This is a genomic window from Pantoea sp. CFCC18177, assembly GCF_059412425.1.
Genome location: NZ_JBNBPL010000019.1, coordinates 48,794 through 68,203 on the forward strand (window position 1 = coordinate 48,794; position 19,410 = coordinate 68,203).

At 50.7% G+C, this 19,410-nt stretch carries 21 protein-coding genes; 9 read left to right on the top strand and 12 right to left on the bottom strand.

Translation table 11 applies throughout. The annotated features are described in order from the left end of the window. Positions 1-2 precede the first annotated feature (2 nt). Genes dnaT through ACPUC8_RS18235 form a run of 3 tightly spaced genes read left to right on the top strand, consistent with a single transcriptional unit; the run spans position 3 to position 2,428 of the window. A complete protein-coding gene (gene dnaT / locus ACPUC8_RS18225; protein WP_039332074.1) occupies positions 3-539 on the top strand; it encodes a primosomal protein DnaT in 537 nt (178 codons plus the stop codon). Beyond that, positions 539-1,279, top strand: a complete 741-nt coding sequence (gene dnaC, locus ACPUC8_RS18230; protein WP_039332076.1) for a replicative helicase loader DnaC — start codon at positions 539-541, stop codon at positions 1,277-1,279. Before dnaT ends, dnaC begins: the two co-directional genes overlap by 1 nt. Before the next feature lie 15 nt (positions 1,280-1,294). Beyond that, the gene (locus tag ACPUC8_RS18235; RefSeq protein ID WP_039332079.1) at positions 1,295-2,428 is read left to right on the top strand and encodes an ROK family protein; all 1,134 of its coding nucleotides are present in this window, start codon (positions 1,295-1,297) and stop codon (positions 2,426-2,428) included. A gap of 13 nt (positions 2,429-2,441) precedes the next feature. Here ACPUC8_RS18235 and ACPUC8_RS18240 read toward each other — a convergent pair whose 3' ends face one another. After that, a complete protein-coding gene (locus ACPUC8_RS18240) occupies positions 2,442-3,905 on the bottom strand; it encodes a sugar porter family MFS transporter (RefSeq protein WP_058973197.1) in 1,464 nt (487 codons plus the stop codon). 403 nt (positions 3,906-4,308) lie between these two features. On the opposite strand from ACPUC8_RS18240, the gene ACPUC8_RS18245 reads away from it, so the two are divergent. After that, the gene (locus ACPUC8_RS18245) at positions 4,309-5,301 is read left to right on the top strand and encodes a LacI family DNA-binding transcriptional regulator (RefSeq protein ID WP_494926948.1); all 993 of its coding nucleotides are present in this window, start codon (positions 4,309-4,311) and stop codon (positions 5,299-5,301) included. A 112-nt stretch (positions 5,302-5,413) separates the two neighbouring features. On the opposite strand, the gene ACPUC8_RS18250 is transcribed toward ACPUC8_RS18245, so the two are convergent. Next, positions 5,414-6,454 (bottom strand): acyltransferase family protein, encoded by a 1,041-nt coding sequence (locus tag ACPUC8_RS18250; RefSeq protein WP_039328447.1) that lies wholly within the window; start codon positions 6,452-6,454, stop codon positions 5,414-5,416. Positions 6,455-6,694: 240 nt separating this feature from the next. After that, positions 6,695-7,822 (bottom strand): EpsG family protein, encoded by a 1,128-nt coding sequence (locus ACPUC8_RS18255; RefSeq protein WP_039328448.1) that lies wholly within the window; start codon positions 7,820-7,822, stop codon positions 6,695-6,697. Between the two features lie 423 nt (positions 7,823-8,245). Between ACPUC8_RS18255 and ACPUC8_RS18260 the strand changes: the two genes are divergently transcribed. Together ACPUC8_RS18260 and ACPUC8_RS18265 are read left to right on the top strand one after the other, a co-directional pair. Beyond that, positions 8,246-8,995 carry an alpha/beta hydrolase gene (locus ACPUC8_RS18260; protein WP_331436246.1) on the top strand — a complete coding sequence of 250 codons (750 nt, stop codon included), beginning with the start codon at positions 8,246-8,248 and terminating at the stop codon, positions 8,993-8,995. Between the two features lie 55 nt (positions 8,996-9,050). Continuing rightward, positions 9,051-9,521 (top strand): Rrf2 family transcriptional regulator, encoded by a 471-nt coding sequence (locus tag ACPUC8_RS18265; protein WP_039328449.1) that lies wholly within the window; start codon positions 9,051-9,053, stop codon positions 9,519-9,521. On the opposite strand, the gene ACPUC8_RS18270 is transcribed toward ACPUC8_RS18265, so the two are convergent. Next, on the bottom strand, positions 9,518-9,895 hold the full coding sequence (locus tag ACPUC8_RS18270) for a hypothetical protein (RefSeq protein ID WP_039328450.1): 378 nt from the start codon (positions 9,893-9,895) through the stop codon (positions 9,518-9,520). The two genes, ACPUC8_RS18265 and ACPUC8_RS18270, sit on opposite strands and share 4 nt — an antisense overlap. 192 nt (positions 9,896-10,087) lie before the next feature. Here ACPUC8_RS18270 and ACPUC8_RS18275 point away from each other — a divergent pair, with 192 nt between their 5' ends. Next, positions 10,088-10,486: a helix-turn-helix domain-containing protein gene (locus ACPUC8_RS18275; RefSeq protein WP_039328451.1), complete on the top strand. Its 399-nt coding sequence runs from the start codon at positions 10,088-10,090 to the stop codon at positions 10,484-10,486. Here ACPUC8_RS18275 and ACPUC8_RS18280 read toward each other — a convergent pair. Then, complete coding sequence (locus ACPUC8_RS18280; protein ID WP_052205911.1) at positions 10,440-11,291, bottom strand: AraC family transcriptional regulator; 852 nt, start codon at positions 11,289-11,291, stop codon at positions 10,440-10,442. The genes ACPUC8_RS18275 and ACPUC8_RS18280 overlap by 47 nt on opposite strands. 531 nt (positions 11,292-11,822) lie before the next feature. Between ACPUC8_RS18280 and ACPUC8_RS18285 the strand changes: the two genes are divergently transcribed. Next, positions 11,823-13,301, top strand: coding sequence for a DUF8370 family protein (locus ACPUC8_RS18285; RefSeq protein ID WP_494926949.1), 1,479 nt, complete (start codon positions 11,823-11,825; stop codon positions 13,299-13,301). Positions 13,302-13,840: 539 nt separating this feature from the next. Here ACPUC8_RS18285 and ACPUC8_RS18290 read toward each other — a convergent pair. The 7 genes from ACPUC8_RS18290 to ACPUC8_RS18320 all read right to left on the bottom strand — a co-directional run bounded on the left by ACPUC8_RS18290 (position 13,841) and on the right by ACPUC8_RS18320 (position 19,101). Continuing rightward, the gene (locus ACPUC8_RS18290; protein WP_494926950.1) at positions 13,841-14,089 is read right to left on the bottom strand and encodes an ogr/Delta-like zinc finger family protein; all 249 of its coding nucleotides are present in this window, start codon (positions 14,087-14,089) and stop codon (positions 13,841-13,843) included. Next, complete coding sequence (sid, locus tag ACPUC8_RS18295) at positions 14,086-14,799, bottom strand: capsid size-determining scaffold Sid (protein WP_494926951.1); 714 nt, start codon at positions 14,797-14,799, stop codon at positions 14,086-14,088. Before sid ends, ACPUC8_RS18290 begins: the two co-directional genes overlap by 4 nt. Positions 14,800-15,198: 399 nt before the next feature. Beyond that, positions 15,199-17,871 (bottom strand): DUF927 domain-containing protein, encoded by a 2,673-nt coding sequence (locus tag ACPUC8_RS18300; RefSeq protein WP_494926952.1) that lies wholly within the window; start codon positions 17,869-17,871, stop codon positions 15,199-15,201. A 9-nt stretch (positions 17,872-17,880) separates the two neighbouring features. After that, positions 17,881-18,258 carry a DUF5375 family protein gene (locus ACPUC8_RS18305; RefSeq protein WP_494926953.1) on the bottom strand — a complete coding sequence of 126 codons (378 nt, stop codon included), beginning with the start codon at positions 18,256-18,258 and terminating at the stop codon, positions 17,881-17,883. After that, positions 18,255-18,539: a hypothetical protein gene (locus ACPUC8_RS18310; protein WP_494926954.1), complete on the bottom strand. Its 285-nt coding sequence runs from the start codon at positions 18,537-18,539 to the stop codon at positions 18,255-18,257. The genes ACPUC8_RS18305 and ACPUC8_RS18310 overlap by 4 nt, the downstream gene beginning before the upstream one ends. A 33-nt stretch (positions 18,540-18,572) precedes the next feature. After that, entirely contained in the window at positions 18,573-18,929 is a 357-nt protein-coding gene (locus ACPUC8_RS18315; RefSeq protein WP_494926955.1) for a hypothetical protein, read from the bottom strand. After that, positions 18,922-19,101 (bottom strand): host cell division inhibitor Icd-like protein, encoded by a 180-nt coding sequence (locus tag ACPUC8_RS18320; protein ID WP_494926956.1) that lies wholly within the window; start codon positions 19,099-19,101, stop codon positions 18,922-18,924. The genes ACPUC8_RS18315 and ACPUC8_RS18320 overlap by 8 nt, the downstream gene beginning before the upstream one ends. A gap of 129 nt (positions 19,102-19,230) precedes the next feature. On the opposite strand from ACPUC8_RS18320, the gene ACPUC8_RS18325 reads away from it, so the two are divergent. Further along, positions 19,231-19,404 (top strand): hypothetical protein, encoded by a 174-nt coding sequence (locus ACPUC8_RS18325; protein WP_162873165.1) that lies wholly within the window; start codon positions 19,231-19,233, stop codon positions 19,402-19,404. Positions 19,405-19,410 lie beyond the last annotated feature (6 nt).

A 19,410-nucleotide genomic window follows, 5' to 3' on the forward strand; every position in this document is an offset into this window, starting at 1 on the left:
TCATGTCAGTTAAAATCTTATCTTCAACGCTGGTGGGGCTGGATGGCTTTTGCCAGGATCCGCTTGCCGTGTTGCAGCAGGCCGATAACGGTGTGCTGGCGGTGTTGCACAACAATGCGCCGGCATTTTATGCCATTACGCCGCAGCGCCTGGCGCACTTGCTGGCGCTGGAAGCCGCCGCGCAGCAGCCGAATGATGTCACCCTGGATGACAGCCTGTTTCATACCGATGCCGCGCCGATCAGTACGCCGGTGGGGAAATTCGCCCTGTATCAGGGCTGGCAGCCCGATCAGGATTTTCAGCGCCAGGCCGCCATTTGGGGCATCGCACTCAGCGAGCCGGTGACGGCTGCCGAGTTGGCGACTTTTGTTGCTTACTGGCAGGCGGAAGGCCGACTGTTTCATCATGTGCAGTGGCAGCAGAAACTGGCGCGCAGCGTGCAGATGAACCGTGCGGCCAACGGCGGACAGCCGAAGCGTGACGTAACTCAGGTCAGCAATACCAATTACGATATTCCCGATGGATTCCGAGGTGAGTGATGAAAACGCCGAACGATCTTTTCAGTCGCCTGAAAAAATTTATGCCTGCGGATGTGCAACCGAAATTTAAAAACGGTAAAGAGCTGCTGGCGTGGAATCAGGAGCAGGGCCGTCTGCGATCTGAAGCCATCGTGCGGGAAAACCGCGCCATGAAAATGCAGCGCATCATGGGGCGTTCCGGTATCCGTGAACTGCATATGAACTGCTCGTTCGACAACTACCGCGTTGAGAACGATGGCCAGCGCAAGGCGCTGGCTTTGGCGCGGGAATATGCCGCCGGATTCGACAACAGCATCGCCAGTTTTGTGTTCTCTGGCCGTCCCGGCACCGGTAAAAACCATCTGGCGGCGGCCATTGGTAACGATCTCATCCTGCGTGGCAAAAGCGTGCTGATTGTGACTGTGGCCGATTTGATGTCGAGCATGAAAGGCACCTTCAGTGGCGGCAGTGATATTACTGAAGAGCGTCTGCTGCAGGATCTCAGCCATGTGGATCTGCTGGTGATCGATGAGATCGGCATGCAGAGTGAGTCACGCTATGAAAAAGTGATCATTAACCAGATTGTTGATCGTCGTTCTTCTTCAAAACGGCCCACCGGCATGCTGTCCAATCTTGATCCTGCTGGGATGAACGGATTGCTGGGCGAACGCGTGATGGACCGTATGCGCCTTGGCACCAGTTTGTGGGTACGTTTCGACTGGGAAAGCTACCGTAGCCGCGTGCGCGGCGATGAGTATTGATTAGGTAAGCGCGCAATGAAAGCAGCCGGTAAAGGTCCCGCGTTACTGCGACTCAACAATCTTAAGCGGGTGATGACGCAACTGCGTACCACCCGCATCACCTCTCGCCAGGATCTGGCACTCGCGCTTCAGCTCAGCAAAAACACCGTTTCCCTAATTGTCGATGATTTATTGGCGCAAGGGCTGATCAATGAGCTCGGTCCGGTGAGCGTGGCTGCCGCCGGGCGGCCAAAAATCGAGATAGAGCTGCGCGCAGAAAAGCTGAAAAATGCTGGCATCATGGTGGAGCGCAACGCCATTCACTGGCGGGTCTGCGACTATTACTCTCAGGTGATTGCCGAACAGACCTGGCACTCCAACACGGCCGACCCTGCGCTGCTGCTGCAGGAGTTGGCGGAAGTGTGCCAGACACTGCACGCTGCTCATCCCGAGCTATTGGGCATCGCCGTGGGTTTCCCCGGCATCATCGATCCCCAGCGTGGTTGGGTGCACTTTTCTGCCCACCTTGACTGGCAGGATGTTGATGTACTCACACCGCTGAGCTGTGCCACCACTTTGCCGCTGCGCATTATGCACAACGTGAAAGCGGCGGCGCTGCTCTCGGTGCAGCAGCTTGACCTGGATAAATCACAAAGCCATTTCTACCTGCGCATTGGCGAAGGTGTCGGCGGCGCATTGGTTGAGCAAGGGGAAGTGTTTGTCGGCGGCAGCTGGACCGCCGGTGAGATTGGGCACATGCAGGTGCAGCCACAAGGTCTGCGCTGTAGCTGTGGTCGGTTAGGCTGTCTGGAAACGCTGGTCAGCCATCCGGCGATCCAGCAGCAGTTAGGACAACGTAAAACCGGTTTGCGCTGGCAAAACGCGGCGAGTGAACCGCAGATCGTTGATGAGGTGATGGCGTTAACCGGTCATCATGTGGGACACGCACTCAGTCATGTGATGCAGTTGGTGAATCCGGCCAGTATTATTATTGATGGGCCGTGGAATGCGCATCCTGCTTTTGTGCAGGCGGTGCAGCAAGCGGCACAGAATGGCACATTGGCATTTACCTTTAGCCATACTCAGCTGCATTTCCTGCCGCAGCGTATTGATCCCGCCAACGGTTTGGCGCTGGCGGTGATCGAGCAGTATGAGCGCGCGGTGAATTAATTGGATTGCGCAATCAATGCCGTGGGATATCAAACGACTCGCTGGCCTTGCTGCTGGTGGTGCTCTGCGGCAACTCCGCATCGACGTTAAACTTCTCCAGCACTAAGCCGTGGATTTTCTCCAGCGATACGCCGGCTGTTTCTGGCAGATAGCGGAAGGTGAAGAAGTACATACCCAGCGAGAAAATCGCGAACAGCAGCAGCGGGAAGCCGCCGTGGAACAGATCCAGTAACATCGGGCTGCTGTTCATAATTGGGAAGGTGCTGCTGATGACAAAGTTCGCCAGCGACATCGCACAGATGGAAATTCCCACGCAAATCGAACGAATCTCCGTCGGGAAGATTTCGCCCAGCACCGTCCAGACAATCTGACCCCAGGTCATGCCAAAGAAAATCATATATGCGAACAGACCCACCACCGCCAGTAAACCCGGCAGATGATAGAAGAAGGCGATAAACGAGTAAGCAAGGCAGACACAAGAGGTGATCGCGCCCAGCAACAGCAGTTTACGACGACCTATCTTATCAATCAGCATCATGCCCGCCAGCACGCCAATGAACTGACAAATCGACAGCCAGAAGGTTTGCAGCAGGGCCGAATCAGTACTGCCCGCGACGTTTTTCAGCAACGTTGGACCAAAATACTGAATCACGTTGATGCCGCTGATCTGGTTACCCACGGCCAGACCAATACCGATCACCAGTAATGGGATGGTGGTTTTATCCAGACGCAGGCGCGCTTTATGCTGCTGCGCGGTCTTCTCAGAGAAGGAGTGTTTAATTTCATTGAACACGCTTTCGGCATGTTCGCGGTTGGAGATTTTGGTCAGGGTATCCAGTGCTTCATTGTATTTTCCCTTCAGCACGTTCCAGCGTGGTGACTCTGGAATAAAAGCGATGAAGAAAATAAACAGCGCACAAGGCACCAATGCGGTGGCCAGGATGTAACGCCAGCCCATGGCTATCATCGCTTCTGGCAGCATGGACTTGGTGATGAAGTAGTTCGTCAGCAACACTACCGACTGGCCGCCCACACAGCACACTGCATAGAGCGCGGTGGTGCGGCCACGAAATTTCGACGGTGACAGTTCAGCCAGATAGATGGGGGAGATCACCGAAGCCAGACCAATGGCTAATCCACCAATCATTCGGAACAGCACGAACACGGTGAAGTTGTGTGCGATGGCGGTGCCGATCACCGAAACGGTAAACAGTAATGCGGTGATAGCGAGGGACTTTTTACGGCCTAATTTATCGCTCAGGCGCGGGGCAATAAAACAACCCACTAAACTGCCGAGCAGAATATTCGAAACGGCCCAACCGGTCTCTGCGGGCGTCAGCTGGAAGTATTCGCTTAATGGTTCAATTGCACCGGAGATGATAGAAGAGTCATAACCCATTAACAGTCCGCCAAATGCCGCGACGGTACAGCAAAGGATGACGTACTTCATGTTGTAGCGTTTTTGCCTGGTATCCATTGTTATAGCCCCTTGTCTCTACAGCCTGAACGTTACGTGTTCAGAAAGAGGAGTGGTGTAGGTTATCGATGTTCAGCGTTATTCACTCGAGGTAATCATCATGGAATATATGTTCTAAATGATGGTTTTTGGATCATTTTTTCCAGAAAGTGTGAAGGAGGTTGCGAAAATTGCTGTTGGTCGTGATCTCGTCAGGGCCATAAATGGCTGAAATGATGGGTTTCTTATCAAATCGCTATAAAACAACATTGCATTTTTTGTTTTCTATTGAAAATGTCTGAAATTTTCATTCTGCAATTTCACGATGATTTTTCGTCATCATTGATACTGTGTGTTCGTTTCATTTTTTGGCGGGCAACGGGCATAATACGTTGATTGACAGGCCATCTTTGCGGACGTCGCAATGAAAACGCAGCGCATCACTCTGGACGATATTGCTACCCTGGCGGGCGTCACCAAAATGACGGTTAGCCGCTATTTACGCACGCCGGAAAAGGTCAAAACGGAAACGGCGGAGAAAATCGCTGGCGTGATTGCCGAAATCGGCTACATCCCCGATCCTGAAAACGCCGCCGTGGCGAACCAAAGCCAGCCGCGCATCGGTGTATTGATCCCTTCATTTAACAACCAAATCTTTGCTGATTTGCTGGCGGGTATTGAGTCCGTGACCAGTACGCACGGCTATCAGACGCTGGTGGTCAACTATGACTACAACGCCCAGCGCGAAGAAGAGCAGATCGCTACCGTGCTGGCGTTCAATATCAAAGGGCTGATTCTGACGGAATCGGTGCACACCGTCCGCGCTGAGAAATACCTCAATGCCGCCAACATCCCTGTGGCAGAAGTGATGGGCCTTACCGAGGCAAACGGGCGCATTAACGTGGGGTTTGATAACTATCGCGCAGGCTATGATATGACATCCATGTTGCTGGCCAGCGGCAAGCAGCGCGTCATCTACTTTGGTTCGATGTCCGATCGCCGTGATGAGCAGCGCTATGCGGGTTATCGTGATGCGGTAGAAGCGGCAGGTTTTCCGGCAGGGCGTATTGTGCCGAACAAGGTCTCTTCAGTATCGATTGGTACCGGCATGATGACGCTGGCGCGCCAGCTCTATCCGGAGATGGATGCCATTCTGTGTACCAATGATGATTTGGCGGTTGGGGTATTGCAGGAGTGCCAGGCCGCAGGTATTGCGGTCCCTCAGGCCATGGCGATTGCCGGTTTCCACGGACTTGATATCGGTCAGGCGACCACGCCGCGCTTAGCCAGCGTGATCACCCCACGATTTGAGATGGGGAAAGTGGCGACCGAGATCGTGTTGAAAAAGATCAATCAGCAACCCACCATCGAACAGGTCAACCTGCATTACCGGCTTTCCATGGGTGCGACCATCTGAGATGAAACCGGTGCGCATTCATGCGCACCCTACGAATATCGCGCGATTGTCGCCACTAACCCCTCACGATTGCCGTAGGGTCGCCATTAATGGCGACCTGATGCGTCGGGACTCAATCCCGTGCGATATTGGTCGGTGGCGCGATCGAAGGCTGTTTGTGATGTGCGCGCTTCAGGAAACGGCTCTCCAGCACATTCCACGAGGTGTAAGCCAGTGCCAGCGTGATCACGATGGTCAATCCCAGGCCGATAAAGGCGTTGGTGGCAAACAAACCAAAATGCTGCAGCACCTGAATAATCGGCCAGTGGTACAGGTACATGCCGTAAGACAGGTCACCGTATTGGCTGATCTTGACCTCTTTGCACAGGTTGGTGCAGAACAGAATCACCACGGACGAGAAGGCGATCGGCTCAATAATGAAGGAATACTGGGTATTCTTGAACAGCAGGAACACCACCAGAGACACAATCGTAATCTCCTTCAGGCGATCGAAGGTCGGCTGATGTATCGCCAACAGACTGCCAAAGAAGAAGAAAGAAGAGAGTGAAACAAACTGTTTTGCCAGCGTGTCAGCCTTCGGCCCGGTATACAGCGAGGTGAAGTAGAAGAACCACGCGCAGGAGATAACGAAAATGATACTCCAGACTTTAAGCGGGCTTTTCTTCATCAGCGGTACGATAAACGGCAGCAGCACATAGAGTGTCAGCTCAGCTTTGATCGTCCACAGTGAACCATCCATCGGCTGGTTAGGGTTGCTGGTAAACACACCCGGCAGTGAAGGCTGAATGAAGTTCAGGAATGAGAAGTTAGCGATCAGATATTTGATGGTCTCTTTATTTTTCAGGAAATCCATCAGCGGCAGCGTCGTCAGACACATGCCAATTACGAAGCAGAGAACAATGACGAAGATATAAGCGGGAAGAATACGTTGAGCGCGCTTAATAAAATAGGACGTGAGTGATTTACTTCTTAAGTAACTTTTCGCAATAAGGAATCCACTTATTGCGAAAAAACCTCGTACGGCAAAGTCACTATTTAAAAATTGAGACAGGAACCGAATATCGGCACTTCTGGTGACTTCAGCGGCATGCACCAGCATGACGATAAAGGCGAGCGAGAACCGGACGATATCAAAATTATTTTTTTCGTTCATATCTGCATTCTTTCATTGAGTGACTTGGCGCCAGTGAGTCTTGAATAACCTGGTTTAAAATTGCTAAGAATATTCCTAACTCTGCTGGCGCAGATGTGAGTCTATTAGAGGTTCATGGAAAGAAAAATGCAAGCGATGACCAGTACCACTAAAACATTCAGAATTTCCTTATGCGTCTATCGGCTTTATCTGAGAAATAAAAAAACGCTAGCCCGGAGGCTAGCGTTTAGGTATTGGGTGTTACAGCTTAAATGTTTGTGAAACTTCGTAACCGGTTATCGACTGTTTACTGGAAATGGTATTGTAATAAAGATAATAGAGTACCATTAAAACGGTAATCGCGACGGCCGCAACTTTCTTGAGTTTTTTGGTTTCCCAAATACAGAGGGAAATAAGCACCGGTTCAACTTGCAACAGGTAGTTTGCCAGTCGGCCACCGGAGGCGTAGTCCTGCAGCGCCATCCTGATACCCGCACCAATCGCGAACGTGATGACCAGAATGTAATAAGTATTAAACTTCACCGGGTCGAAGTTTTTGATTCTGTCGCTCAACAGCATAAAGCTAAAGATAAATACAAAGCCGATATTCTTCAGGTTTGAGAGCGTCAGGATACCCTGATCCTGGGTCGATTCTTGGTTAGCGTAACCCATTGCCCTGTCACCCAATCCACCGAGGTGGCTGGAAAGCACAGCAATCAACGCAGAGCTGCCCATAAAGGCGAGGGGCAAGCTGGCCACCACAATCAAAATAGGAATATATTTGTTTTTCCTCACAATCATCGCCATGGGAATGAGCAGGGCAATAATCCCGGTTGCGTGGCTGATAAAGGAGAGAATAAAGGTGGTGATCATCCCAGATTTACTGCGGCGGGACATATGATACACAAAGCCCATTAAGAACGCGGAACATAAACCAAATCGAATCTGGTTCATGTCTTTGTTAATAAACAGGTGAGCAGAGTAGACGGCCAGAGCCACAATCGGCAGCGGTGTCAGCTTGCGGAAATACCAGGCATTGACGCAGACCGCGATCACCGTAAAGACATAGATAAAGATATCGGGATTGGCGGTAAATACACGTGTGAGACCTGCTATGGCGTAGATCGCGGGTTCGTAGCGGAATTCTTCTGCGGTACGCCAGAATCCTTCAATAACAATTTTATCGACGAAGTGAACAAAGAAATCACGATACTGGAAATCATCCAGACCTGTTCCCAGACCACGAATTCCGCCGAAAGTAAATAACACGACAACGGCAACAAAATAAACGTATGATCTGATTTGTGCTGTGTTTTCATTTTTACTTAACATGACTTCGACAAGCGCGACAAAAGTCAGGCTAAGACTTATGATCCAGTAAATTCCCATGGTCACAGATTCTTATAGTTTAAAATTTACTTATAACATATGGCCTTGTTAACGTAAACATGAGAAAAGTCTAATTTTTCTTGGCCCAGTATTATAGTGGGTGCAGGTGAGTAATATTATTTGTTACTTTATCAGGGTTATTCATTTGATTTGATTCTCTCTGGGACAGGCGTTGGGCAGCGAAGCCTTAGGGAAACTTTTGGTTTTGTCATTTGTTACTGATTTTACTCAGGATTTGGAGTCATAGAGATGAAGTTCCCTCATTTATCGGCAGTGCTTTTCTTGTTGTATCTTCCGGCTGCGTTTGCCAATAAGGAAATTCCTGTCTGGCCAAATGAAGTGTCAGGAAATAATAAATTTATTAATTTTAGTAAAAACCCGACCAACAATAATCGCGCTGTCACAAATGTCGATTCTCCAGAAATGATTTATGTTCCACCGATCGGGAAAAATAATCACTCGGCTGTGCTAATCATTCCCGGTGGGGGTTTTTCTTATATTATGCAGGACGCTGAAGGGCTCGATGTGGCAAAGGTGCTGAGCCAAAAAGGGTATTCCTCGTTTGTATTAATTTATCGTATGCCGCGCGGGGGTTCTGAGGTTAACCGGAATCATGCATTTTCTGATGTGCAGCGAGCGATGCGCATGATTCGGGGCCATGCGGCAGACTATCGCATTGCCTCCAATCAGATTGGCGTGATGGGGTTTTCAGCCGGGGCATTCCTCGCCGCCAATGTGAGTAACAGCCCCGACGCCAATAATTACACGGCTGTTGATGCGCAGGATCAGGTTTCCGCACGGCCCGATTTCACCGCACTGATCTATCCGGTGCTGTCACTGAAAAATGGCGTGACACATGTGGGCACACGCACGGCGATGTACGGCAAAGATATCAGCCAGGCTGACATTGATCAGTATTCACAGGAAGACCGTGTAAGCGGCAACACTCCGCCGACATTCCTTGCGCAGGCGCTGGATGATGGCACGGCTTCGCCCAGAAACACGTTACAGATGTTTGATGCCCTGCGTAAAAACCATGTGAAGGTGGAGATGCATCTTTTCCAGCAGGGCGGGCACGGTTTCGGCACCGCACTGAAAAAGAATATTCCGGCCAAAAACTGGCTGACTCTGTTCAGTGACTGGCAAGCGAGCCTGGTGCAGAAAGCGGGATAAATTGTTGCAGCCTGGCGCGTTTGCTAGAGTGTCGTGAACTTTAGAGGAACCCTCCATGCCCCGCGACAACCGAATGTCCCGCTCCCTGCACGCGCTGATTCATCTCGATCGGCACGTTAAACGCGCCACGTCTGAAGCCATGGCCAAAATGTTGGGCACTAATCCGGTGGTGGTACGCCGCATGATGTCCGGGCTGCGCGAAAAAGGCTATGTGGTGTCGGAGAAAGGGCACGGCGGTGGCTGGGAGCTTCGGGTAGAGCTAAACGCGATAACGCTGCTCGATGTTTATCAGGCCATTGGCTCACCGGCGCTGTTCAGCATCGGGCCTGCTGCCGATCCCTCGCCGTGTCTGGTGGAGCATGCGGTTGATGAGCGTCTCGACCAGGCACTCAACGAAGCGGAAGTGGTGCTGCTTAATCGCTTTAGCCAAATCACCGTGGCCGATATTGCCGATGATTACCTCAGCAAAATGGCAAAACTGGGGCTGGAAGCCGAGCCCCATCCGCTGTGCAGTGATGAGTCTTAATCCTGCTTCTGTAAGGTGATCTGCGCGTTATGTTTCATCACGTGCGTGGTCACTGCTGCCTGGAATACTTTGAACATCAGACCGTTGATAAAGGTGGTCAGGGTTAAGGTAATAAACGCCGTCATCACCCAATCAATCACCGCCATATCGCTGTGCAGCAGGTAAGGGCGATAAATCAGCATGCCGACTAGCACTGTCCAGTGACTCATGCAGTAAAAGCAGTGAAACAAGTGGCCAAGTAGCGCGTGCTTTTTGGCCGTCCAGGCACGTAGTCCGGCAAACAATTCGGTTTGGGTGATGGTCATCGCGATGCTGGCCGCCGCCAGTGCAATCGCTACACATGTCCATACGTCCGGGGTGATCATGCTGTTCATCTTCTCTCCTGCTCCGTGTTTATCATGTAACTTACATTATTACATGATAGATTAAGTCGCAAGCACCCAACTTCAGCAACCTGTGCGCCACATTGGCGAGATTTCGTTATTTATTGGCTTTAATACTAAACATAGCCAGAGAAGGCTTTTTTATAATGCTGCTGACGTGTTTAACCGCCCGCAGGAGGAAAGATGGATATTCACGCAGCCTGTATGCATCAACTGATGCAGTGGATCGAAGACAACATTGAACAGCGATTGATTCTGGAAACCGTGGCGCGACGCGTCGGCTATTCGCAGTGGCACTTGCAGCGTTTGTTCCGCAGCCACACTGGCATTGCGTTAGGGACTTATATTCGAGAGCGCAAACTCACGGCCTCGGCGATTGCCTTAGTGAATAGCAACATGCCGCTGATGGAGATAGCGATCAAATATGGTTTTGAGTCGCAGCAGACGTGGTGTCGCACCTTCCGCCGCATGTACCATCTGCCGCCCGGTGCGTTTCGCCGTAAATATCAGCACAGCCTGCCAGAGATTGATGGGCCTACGAGTCTTCTGATGCTGCAAGCGCAGACGCGGCAGGCGGCGTAAGGTATTTGCCCGGCGTCGAACCAAATGCGCTGCGAAAAGCGCTGATATAACTGCTGACGCTATCAAAGCCAACCTGCCAGGCCACCTGCTGCACGCTTTTACCCGCAGCCAGCCCTTCCAGTGATTTCAGTAGCCGCGAGACCTGGCGGTAACGCGACAAGCTCATGCCCACCGCGCTGGCCCAGTGGCGACTCAAACTGCGCGGGCTGAGCCCAGCCCACTGTGCCAGTTCCGGCCCGGTGCGCGCATCCCCGGGATCGTCCATCAGCAGACGTGCAATCTGCCGCAGTCGCGGCTCTTCAGGCAGCGGCAGCGTTAAGGCATGTTCAGTGGATTCGTACAGTTCATCCAGAAACACATCGCACAAGCGGTTATAGCGCTCGCTGCCCCAGCTATCAGGCGACAAGCTTGCCAGCCGCTCGGCCAAGGGTTCCAGCACCGAAGGGCAGGAGAGTAGCACCGGACGCTTGGGCAGCGGTGCGGTCAGCGCTTCATCCACCAACACCGTCCAGCCCAGCACCCGGCCTGGCCCGATAATCGCGTGTTCAAAGTGCGGCGGAATCCAACCCACCAAGCGCGGTGGATTGGCAAAAATCCCCGACGGCGTGTTCACCGTCATCATCCCCTGTTTCAGGCAGTAAAGCTGGCCCGCCGCGTGGTGATGGGTGCGGCTTTCCCGATCCAACTGCTTGGATAACGACGCCGCAATCACTTTGGGCGCATCCGGCTGTTGCAGCCGTTGGCGCAACTCTTCCGCACGCGGATCGCCGCAGAAGGTGAGCTTGTCGTTGGGATGGATGAGCATGGGGGCTCCGCAATGTTATTAAGGTTGCAACATGGCGGAGGCAATTGCAGAAGTAAAGAGCCAAACTTGCTGTACATCGGCAAGCTGATAAGTCCAACTTGTAATGAAGACTTACAGGTTGCTCAAGTTCATCTTTTGGGAATCAAACGAGATAAGGAAGTGGCGGAAGATCACAGGAGTGCTATTTTGAGTTAACCTTATGATCTACAACGATTATTTGTTTTTATTTTAATTGATACCCCCAGAAGTACCCACATTAGGTAGTGTTCAAGACTTTATAGCAACAACGAAGCTTCATGCTTTTCTGTAGGACTTTAGAGACTAATACTTGGATAACAATGTCTAACGAATGATTAGTTTTTTCTTTGTTAAATCTAGCGAAATTAACCAAGTGTTATCTATCTTGTTGAATTTTATGTATTTAATTTTTTTTGATTTTAGGGTTAAATCTGTTCATTATTAATGGTTTTTTATGTTTTAAACCCTTTCACACAGCAACTTGAAGATAATTAAAGTTAAGGAGAACCGTCTATGCCTAAGATAAATGTATATTTTTCTGACTTTTTTAAAGTGGCGTCTGAAAAAATTAAAGATTATGGTGCGTTTAATATCTCATTAATTAATGATCTTCCATTATTTATCGACCCATTTTTATTGTTTAATAGTGATAATGATCAGTACAAGAAGTTACATCATGAGATAATCAACTATGTAGCGTTTCTAAGGGATGTTTCCGAGGGAAAAAAGCTTAGTGCCGGTCTTATTAGTAGCTGGTTCCTTTTTCCCGAAGTTAAGCAAAATTGGTTTGGCTACAGTATTGTTGGTAATGGTGGAAGTGGGTTGGGACCAGACTTTGCTAAAGCTTTAAATGCAAGCTTCTCCAATATACTGTCAAATTTTGGCAAAGAAGAAATCACGTCTGGCAGTCATCTAGAAAAACTATGCCTTATTAAAAGTGGAGTAGGTAAGGATAGTGTAAGCGATTTTACTACTAATTTAATTAAGTCTTTTTTGTTGGAATATACACAAGAGTTTTCTACAAAAAACATAAGTGAAAAGTACCTCAAGGACTTCAATGTAGAAAAGGTCCATTTTAACTATGACACAAGAACGTGGGTAAACAAAAAGTTTAAATTGCCGTCTTATAATGGTGACTTTGTGCTGCTGACACCGAGAGACATTCTCACCAAAGATGATACTTGGATTAACCGCAATGATATGATTGCTGATTTTAGAGATATTTGTAATAGTATTCCTAATGAGCAGTTAAGAGATCAACTTAGTGAATATTTCAATAGGTGCCTTCCTGATAATGCAAAGAAAAAGGATTTTGAAGCGGCTGCAGATTTAGTTATTAAAGATAATCCTACTTTCATCGACTATTACATTAAAATGAAAGAGAAGCAAAGTCGCTCTGCACATGAAAAGAGTATGGAGAAAGTTCTTGAATCAGAGAGTGTTTTTATAAATAAGGTTCAAAAACTCATTGATTCAATTTTTGAGCATAACAACAATTTTTTCCATGATAAACATGATACTCTAGAAGAATCCTATAATCGTGTTATGTATTTAAAACAAGTAATTGAAAATAATAATGGCTATAAGGTTTTTTATCTGAAAGGAAACCCTATCAAGCGTGAGTCAGACTTGCAATTAATGTTTAGACTTACATGGTATGCTTCGGTATCTGATGTTAATAGTGAAGTTGACAATGGTAGGGGGCCTGTTGATTACAAAGTATCGCGAGGATCTAAAGACAAGACATTAGTTGAGTTTAAATTAGCGAGTAACACCAAGTTAAAACAAAATTTAGCCAATCAAGTTAAAGTATATGAGAAGGCAAATCAGACAAATAAATCAATAAAAGTAATTCTGTACTTTACTGATGAGGAGTTGAATAGATTAATCGCTGTGTTTAAAGAGCTTAAAATAAAAGAAGGGAAGAACCTTGTTATAATCGATGCTAGACCCAATAAGGTTTCAGCGTCAAATGTCAAAGATGAAGATTGATTTGATTAATTTAAAACGGTCTATCATATGATTTGATAGACCGTGTAAATTATAATTAATTTGCCCCACATTTCTTTTCGGAAGGAGAACAACGCAATCCCCTGCATCTACGGCAATACGATTGTGGGATTAGCCTTTCATTTTCCATAGTTCTAAAGCCGAAAAATTCCTCTATTTTATTCAGGTCATTAGTAGCTTGTAACTTACAACAAGGGCATACAGCTTGGATTTGATATGACATTCTTTCAATCCTTTAAAATGGCAATTCCAGTTATACATCTGTAACCTCAACACCCTTGCGCGCAATGCTATCCCCGCCACGCCTGCCCGCTTTATGCATCACTTTTCATGCAGGTGCATGATGGTGCTCAGGCTGCGCCAGTTGGGCTTCCGTAGGTGTCTTTGGCTGATAAAATCCGCATGCAAATCCATGCACCCTATGCATGCATACCTCTTTATACTCGCCAACATGCAGAAAATCTTTAGAGTTGAGACAAAAAAATCCCCGCCGGTTGGCAGGGATTGCAGAGTATTTGTGATCAGTGTCGGAAGGCGGAACCGTAGCGCCCCAGCGTCTGTGGTTGCCGTTGTGGCGTTGGCGGCGGCGGGGCGGAAATCTGTTCTGGCTCAGGTGGGCGGGTGATCACCTTCACGATATTTTCATGCGTTTTGAATGTGCTGGAACACTCCAGATTCGTGCACTGATGATAAGCTTCTTTCACCTGTTCAGACAGGTAGCGACTGCTTTTAACGTGTGACGAATGGCGGCAGAACGGGCAGCGCATCATTGATTGTTCTCCTTCTGCGCAAGCTTTTCTTTCAGCTCATGTCGTAGCTTATGAACGGCTCCCGGGCTGTTATAGAGACGCATATCAACGCCGGTCAGCGCAGGGCGATTGAGTCCTATTTGTGACAATACTGGCTCACCTTCCATATCAAATTGCACGCCAGCAGCCGCTTTTGTCAGCGTCTCACCTGTGAGGCGGCTCAAAATCACCTCCGGATGCTCATATGTCAGTGAAGAGTATTCTCCCTGGTCACTGAGTTTTAATGCCATATGCTTGAGCTTGATAGCACGCAGCAGCGTTGGGCTGATGTTACGCATTGCCGCGTTCCACTGGCTTTCAGCGTATTCAGTAAAGGCCGTGTGATGTGCATTTACGTAAGAACGGGCTGTAGCCACTGCCTTGAGCATCTCGCTCTGTTTATCCAGATCCAACTCACCAATCAGGGCTGTAAACTCTTCGGCCAGTTCTCGGCTGGCAATGCGCTGGCTATGTTGTGCGCGCATTTCTGGCGTGATAGCGCCACGCAGGCTGCGAAAGCGCGTGCGCCAGTCACTCTCCGCTTCCTTCCCGCTTTCAATGGCTTCGCTGCGCTCTTTTTCGCAACGGGTGATCGATGCATTAACGTCGTTGAGCTTAAGCATTTGCGCGGTATGTGCTGCTTTTTCGCGGCTGAATTGTTCAATACGTTTTGCGATAACGTCGGTGGTCATAGTGATTTCTCTCCCTCTGTAAAGGCTGAGGACATTCTGCTGTGGCTGGTAAAACAATTCATGCTCACTGTGTCTGATGCCCCACCACAGGACAAAGTCGCGGCTTTTGCCTGCAACATCGGCCAGCCAGGGAAAAATGCAGATACACTGCTCTGGCAATCTCTCTGTCATTTGGGTGGTGTAACTGATGTAACACGGGTTACAGCATTGAATTGCATATGAATTTATAAATTTCGTTGGTGTAACACGACGGGTTACAGCGGGTAACAGGCCGGATGCTGCTGTTACACCTGTTACCTATTTACTTTCAGTAAGGTGTAACAAGGCCAGCCCATACCTGATGCCGTTGTTACACCTGTTACCTCTGTTACCCGTTATTAATAAGACTCACGCAAAGCCTTAACCCGGCACCTCGCTGTTAAAGACGTACAGCCTGCGCACGTTCATCTCTGGCGGGCGTATGCTGGTCTGCAATTTGCCGTCATTGGCCGCCAGCAGATAGCCCCGATCCGCACAGAGGCGCGCTACCTTACGCGGGTCAAAGCCCTTACAGATTTCTTTCCAGCCGGACGGCATGACGTAGAACGTCGTCGTCGCTTCCGTTCCCTGCGCGGTATTGCCTTTGTCTACCCTGCGCCAGCCCACCATATTGCCCGGACGGTTGCGATCGTCGTGCCAATCCGCGAAGCGGCTGTACTGATTCGCAGTGAAGAAGCTGCGCACCTGCTCAAGCGCGGCAATATCTTCCTGGTTGGCAGTGTGGCCACGATCTTTAAGCCAGGCACTGAGGCAGACGCGTGTCGCTCTGAGCGCTTCACCTTCCGGCCAGCCGGTAATGCCAAGCCGGGTTGCCAGTTCTCCGGCCATTGCGACGAGGGCGAAGCGGTTCACTGCACGTCCAACCTGATTACCTGCATCCGGTGGCGTCAGAGCGGCGGTGTATTCCTTCATCAACGTTTTAGCCTGCGCCGTTAGCCCGTTCAGGTCGGCAGTCAGCGCTTTTAACCATTCACGAAACGGCGCACCGTAGTAGCTGGTTGTAGCCCATTCCAGATGCTCGGCCAGTGCCTTACCACTATCAAAACCATGTAACTCCTCGAACACGCCGAACTTACCCGAGTCGCTTGGTATCTGGATCATTCGCACCTCCATCCCGGCAAAGGTACGCTCACCGGCTTTTGCCGCGTGCTCGGTCAGGGACAGTTCGCCGGTCGAGAAAAACAGCAGTCGCCACTGCTTACGGGTGCGCAGTTCGCCGTCCGTACCAGCACGCCCTTTACCCTGGCCGTTTGCGAGCATGTAGGCGATATTGCCCGCTTCGCGCCCGTCAACTTCACGAATCTCATCGAGCATCATGGCCGCGTCGTTGCGTCGGCTGGCGCAGCCTTCCAGCGCGTTGCCGGTTGCGCGCCACGTCTGCCAGTAATCTGGCCCACCACAGACCGAGGTCGCTGCCTTCATCGTTGTAGTTTTGCCGTCGGTTGATTCACCTTTGAGGTGATAGCCACCACCGTCCATACCAACCAACCGCAATAGTGGGGCGGCGAAAGCGAGGCTGACCGCAAACGCGACGCGTGAGTTGCCGGTGCAGTAGCGCGAAACCTGCTCGCGCCATTCCTCCACCGTGCCAGACACACGAAAGTCGCGCCCCTGTACGGATGTGGTCTGGAGAATGACACCGTCTGCACCCTCGCCGCTGACTTCATCCTGCAAAACGTAAACCTGCCCGTGCCAGCCGGTGCGGCTAACACATGTCACACGACGTTCTGGCTTGCACAGCGAGATGTATTCCATCAGGCGGGCGCGGGCTTCGCCGGTGGTGCTGATGTAGGACAGGCCATTGACCAGCAGCACGCGGCGTAACTCTTCGCCGCTGCCGCTCAGCATCTCCATCGGCATCGCCCAGCGGCGGCGCTCGCCCCATGTGTCTTCCCACTCCAGCAGGCGGCCAAAATTGCCGCCGTCGGCGTCGCAGGTAATCGCCGTGACGCGCAGCGGGTTGCAGATTTTAACGTTCTGGATTTCCGTCTCGCCGTTACGCTGCACCTGCTTTTCGTACCAGAGATATTCCTGCGTCAGCCGGAATCCGTGCGGTAGCTGTGTGCGGCCTTCACCGCACAGCACCAGCCCGTTGCGGAAGGCTTCACGGGCGCGGGTCACACCGTGTTCACGATGAAAATCGTTCCAGTCGGCCTTCATTTCTCCGGGCGGCAGGCTTATCCAGCCGCCAACGGCCTTTGCTGCTTTCTCTGCAAACGCTTTGCCGGGGTTCTCACCGCCGTCCTGAAAGTCGTTGTCACCGGCAATGACGATTTTCACACCCGGCCAGCGCGCCCGCAGTGCCAGCGCCACGTTTGGCAGATTGCCTGCCGAAATGGCAGCTACAACGCATCCGGCGGTTAGCTGGCTTACTGTCAGAGCGGTGGCGTAGCCTTCGGTTATCACTACCTGCACCGGCGGCTCTGGTGGTAGCGGGCTGAGCACCAGAAACGCGGCTTTCATGGTGCTTCCGGGCAGCAGAATTTTGTCACCGTTAGGCGCAATCAATTGAGCGCCGGTTATAGCGCTATCTGCCGTGGTTAGAGGTAACAACAGTGAACCGGCCGGAAACTCCATACCGCTGACGCGCTGTGCGCTGCCGGTGAGGCATGCCGGATAATTGGCAAAGCCTTTATTCGTCAGGTAGACGCTGTCGCCTGTATGGCTAGTCTTCATCAGTGCTCCCACAGTGACGGCCATGTCTCTTTTTGGGGCTTTTTGCCTGGCTGGCTTAACCTGCATATCCTGCACGTCGCGCAGGTCGAGTATCTGAGCCACTTCCTGTGCCGCAAGCTTCACTCCTTTACCTGTCACCAGCTTTACTAAATCAAGGCCGTCGCCGTTGCCGCAGTGGCTGCAAATCCACGTTCCTCGTCCTTCAAGGTCGTCCATACGGAAACGGTCTTTGCCTGTGCACTTGGGGCAGGCGCCGTGTCTGCCGCCGTCAGGTACATTTACGCCGAGCACCTGAAAAATGACCGGCCAGCGGCCGCGAGCAGCGGCAGCGATCTCTGATACGGATCGTTGAGTCATAACGCCTCCTTAATGCCGGTACAGCGACACGCCGGTGTCACAAAAATCGTCGAATTCAGCAGGCAGTGTGCGATACAGCATCGTCATAACTTCGCAACCACGCACTGTAAGCACTGGCGGTGCGATGAGCAGCGTTGGCTCGATCATGTCGGTGAGCATTGCCAGAGCAACCGCTGCACCATGCGCCTCGCCATGCTCATTAACCATTGCGCTTTCAATATGCAGAGCGATAGCCATCTCGATGCGTTCAACCGTCAGGCGATGCGATCCGTATATTTCGCACCCTATCTCAGTAATCATCTTTTCCCGCCAGGCTGTTGCGATAGCGCGACGATAGAGAGCAGTTGTCAGTTCCGCGGGGAAGATTGAAACTTGTGGCTCATTCATTTGCGTGCTCCCATCAGCGGGCTGCACTGGTCAGTTACGTCCGCCAGGTCGCAATAGAGATAGTCCATCAGCGCCGCCACGCCGGGAACATTGCTGCCAAACGGAATACCGTCATTCTGTGGATGCTGTGCGAAAAGTTGCTGCAACAGGTCGCAGGCGTCTTTCGCCCGCGCCAGTTTTTCAAAGGAATTTTCTGACAAACCATAGGTGAAAGCGTCAAATTGGCTGTTTTCAGGCAAAGCGTTGCCCTGAGCACCGTTGTGCCCGTTGAAAATATTCATGGATTACTCCGTCAGTGCGTTAAAAGCGTGGAATCAAAGAAACTTTGAGTAGTGATCTTCTTCTAGTTCGGATTCCCGCTCTGTATTGAAGTCACGCCAGCGTGTGTATTTAACCGAGGGATGCAAACTAAGCGGGTTGAACACACCGCCTTCGCCGGAAGGCGCAGCTAATGCGCGAGGTGCGGCGCAGATGCGGGTATAGTTTTCCTCGAACCACGCCAGTGGTGAAGAGGTTACCTGGCTGTCGCTGTCATAGCGGTACAGCACCTCATGGCTGAATTCAGGGTTGGCTGCTGCGACGGATGCTGGCGCAGCAGAAAGACGCAACACAATTACTGTCCAGCCTTGACAATGTTTCCAACGCTCGCCGCTTTGAGGATATTCACGCATGGCGTTCTCCTGCGTAAGGCAAGCGGCCTGCAAAAATCAGGATGTAATCAGCAGCCATGCGGCGGCGAGCGCTGCTTTCATCACGCGCTGTAATGCGCAACATGATGGGACGGCAAGACAACTGAGAGCGGTTGATTGCCGCAAATATCCAGGTAGACTTTGATCTAGCCATATTATTGCTCCTCGCATGTTTGGTTAGATGCCCGTTACGTGTTGCAGCACAGGCGGGCATTGTTTTTTTGGATTATGATAACTACAATGGTAATTACCATGTAGGTCATCATAAGTTAGGGTAATTACCATGTCAACACCACAAGAAAAACGTTCACCTCCATTCCAGATGCGATTAACCGATGAATTTCGACAGCAGCTAGAAACAGAAATGCGTAAAGATGGTGATACCGCTCTGGCTGCATGGATAAAACGTGTATTGCGTAAAGAGCTGCAATCACGCGGAATTGATCCTAACGGTTAATAAGCG

What these genes read in the sequence shown, in the direction of transcription:
- dnaT (WP_039332074.1), top strand. Translation starts at nt 3, where the DNA reads ATGTCAGTTAAAATCTTATCTTCAACGCTGGTGGGGCTGGATGGCTTT.
- dnaC (WP_039332076.1), top strand. Translation starts at nt 539, where the DNA reads ATGAAAACGCCGAACGATCTTTTCAGTCGCCTGAAAAAATTTATGCCT.
- ACPUC8_RS18235 (WP_039332079.1), top strand. Translation starts at nt 1,295, where the DNA reads ATGAAAGCAGCCGGTAAAGGTCCCGCGTTACTGCGACTCAACAATCTT.
- ACPUC8_RS18240 (WP_058973197.1), bottom strand. Translation starts at nt 3,905, where the DNA reads ATGGATACCAGGCAAAAACGCTACAACATGAAGTACGTCATCCTTTGC.
- ACPUC8_RS18245 (WP_494926948.1), top strand. Translation starts at nt 4,309, where the DNA reads ATGAAAACGCAGCGCATCACTCTGGACGATATTGCTACCCTGGCGGGC.
- ACPUC8_RS18250 (WP_039328447.1), bottom strand. Translation starts at nt 6,454, where the DNA reads ATGAACGAAAAAAATAATTTTGATATCGTCCGGTTCTCGCTCGCCTTT.
- ACPUC8_RS18255 (WP_039328448.1), bottom strand. Translation starts at nt 7,822, where the DNA reads ATGGGAATTTACTGGATCATAAGTCTTAGCCTGACTTTTGTCGCGCTT.
- ACPUC8_RS18260 (WP_331436246.1), top strand. Translation starts at nt 8,246, where the DNA reads ATGATTTATGTTCCACCGATCGGGAAAAATAATCACTCGGCTGTGCTA.
- ACPUC8_RS18265 (WP_039328449.1), top strand. Translation starts at nt 9,051, where the DNA reads ATGCCCCGCGACAACCGAATGTCCCGCTCCCTGCACGCGCTGATTCAT.
- ACPUC8_RS18270 (WP_039328450.1), bottom strand. Translation starts at nt 9,895, where the DNA reads ATGAACAGCATGATCACCCCGGACGTATGGACATGTGTAGCGATTGCA.
- ACPUC8_RS18275 (WP_039328451.1), top strand. Translation starts at nt 10,088, where the DNA reads ATGGATATTCACGCAGCCTGTATGCATCAACTGATGCAGTGGATCGAA.
- ACPUC8_RS18280 (WP_052205911.1), bottom strand. Translation starts at nt 11,291, where the DNA reads ATGCTCATCCATCCCAACGACAAGCTCACCTTCTGCGGCGATCCGCGT.
- ACPUC8_RS18285 (WP_494926949.1), top strand. Translation starts at nt 11,823, where the DNA reads ATGCCTAAGATAAATGTATATTTTTCTGACTTTTTTAAAGTGGCGTCT.
- ACPUC8_RS18290 (WP_494926950.1), bottom strand. Translation starts at nt 14,089, where the DNA reads ATGATGCGCTGCCCGTTCTGCCGCCATTCGTCACACGTTAAAAGCAGT.
- sid (WP_494926951.1), bottom strand. Translation starts at nt 14,799, where the DNA reads ATGACCACCGACGTTATCGCAAAACGTATTGAACAATTCAGCCGCGAA.
- ACPUC8_RS18300 (WP_494926952.1), bottom strand. Translation starts at nt 17,871, where the DNA reads ATGACTCAACGATCCGTATCAGAGATCGCTGCCGCTGCTCGCGGCCGC.
- ACPUC8_RS18305 (WP_494926953.1), bottom strand. Translation starts at nt 18,258, where the DNA reads ATGAATGAGCCACAAGTTTCAATCTTCCCCGCGGAACTGACAACTGCT.
- ACPUC8_RS18310 (WP_494926954.1), bottom strand. Translation starts at nt 18,539, where the DNA reads ATGAATATTTTCAACGGGCACAACGGTGCTCAGGGCAACGCTTTGCCT.
- ACPUC8_RS18315 (WP_494926955.1), bottom strand. Translation starts at nt 18,929, where the DNA reads ATGCGTGAATATCCTCAAAGCGGCGAGCGTTGGAAACATTGTCAAGGC.
- ACPUC8_RS18320 (WP_494926956.1), bottom strand. Translation starts at nt 19,101, where the DNA reads ATGGCTAGATCAAAGTCTACCTGGATATTTGCGGCAATCAACCGCTCT.
- ACPUC8_RS18325 (WP_162873165.1), top strand. Translation starts at nt 19,231, where the DNA reads ATGTCAACACCACAAGAAAAACGTTCACCTCCATTCCAGATGCGATTA.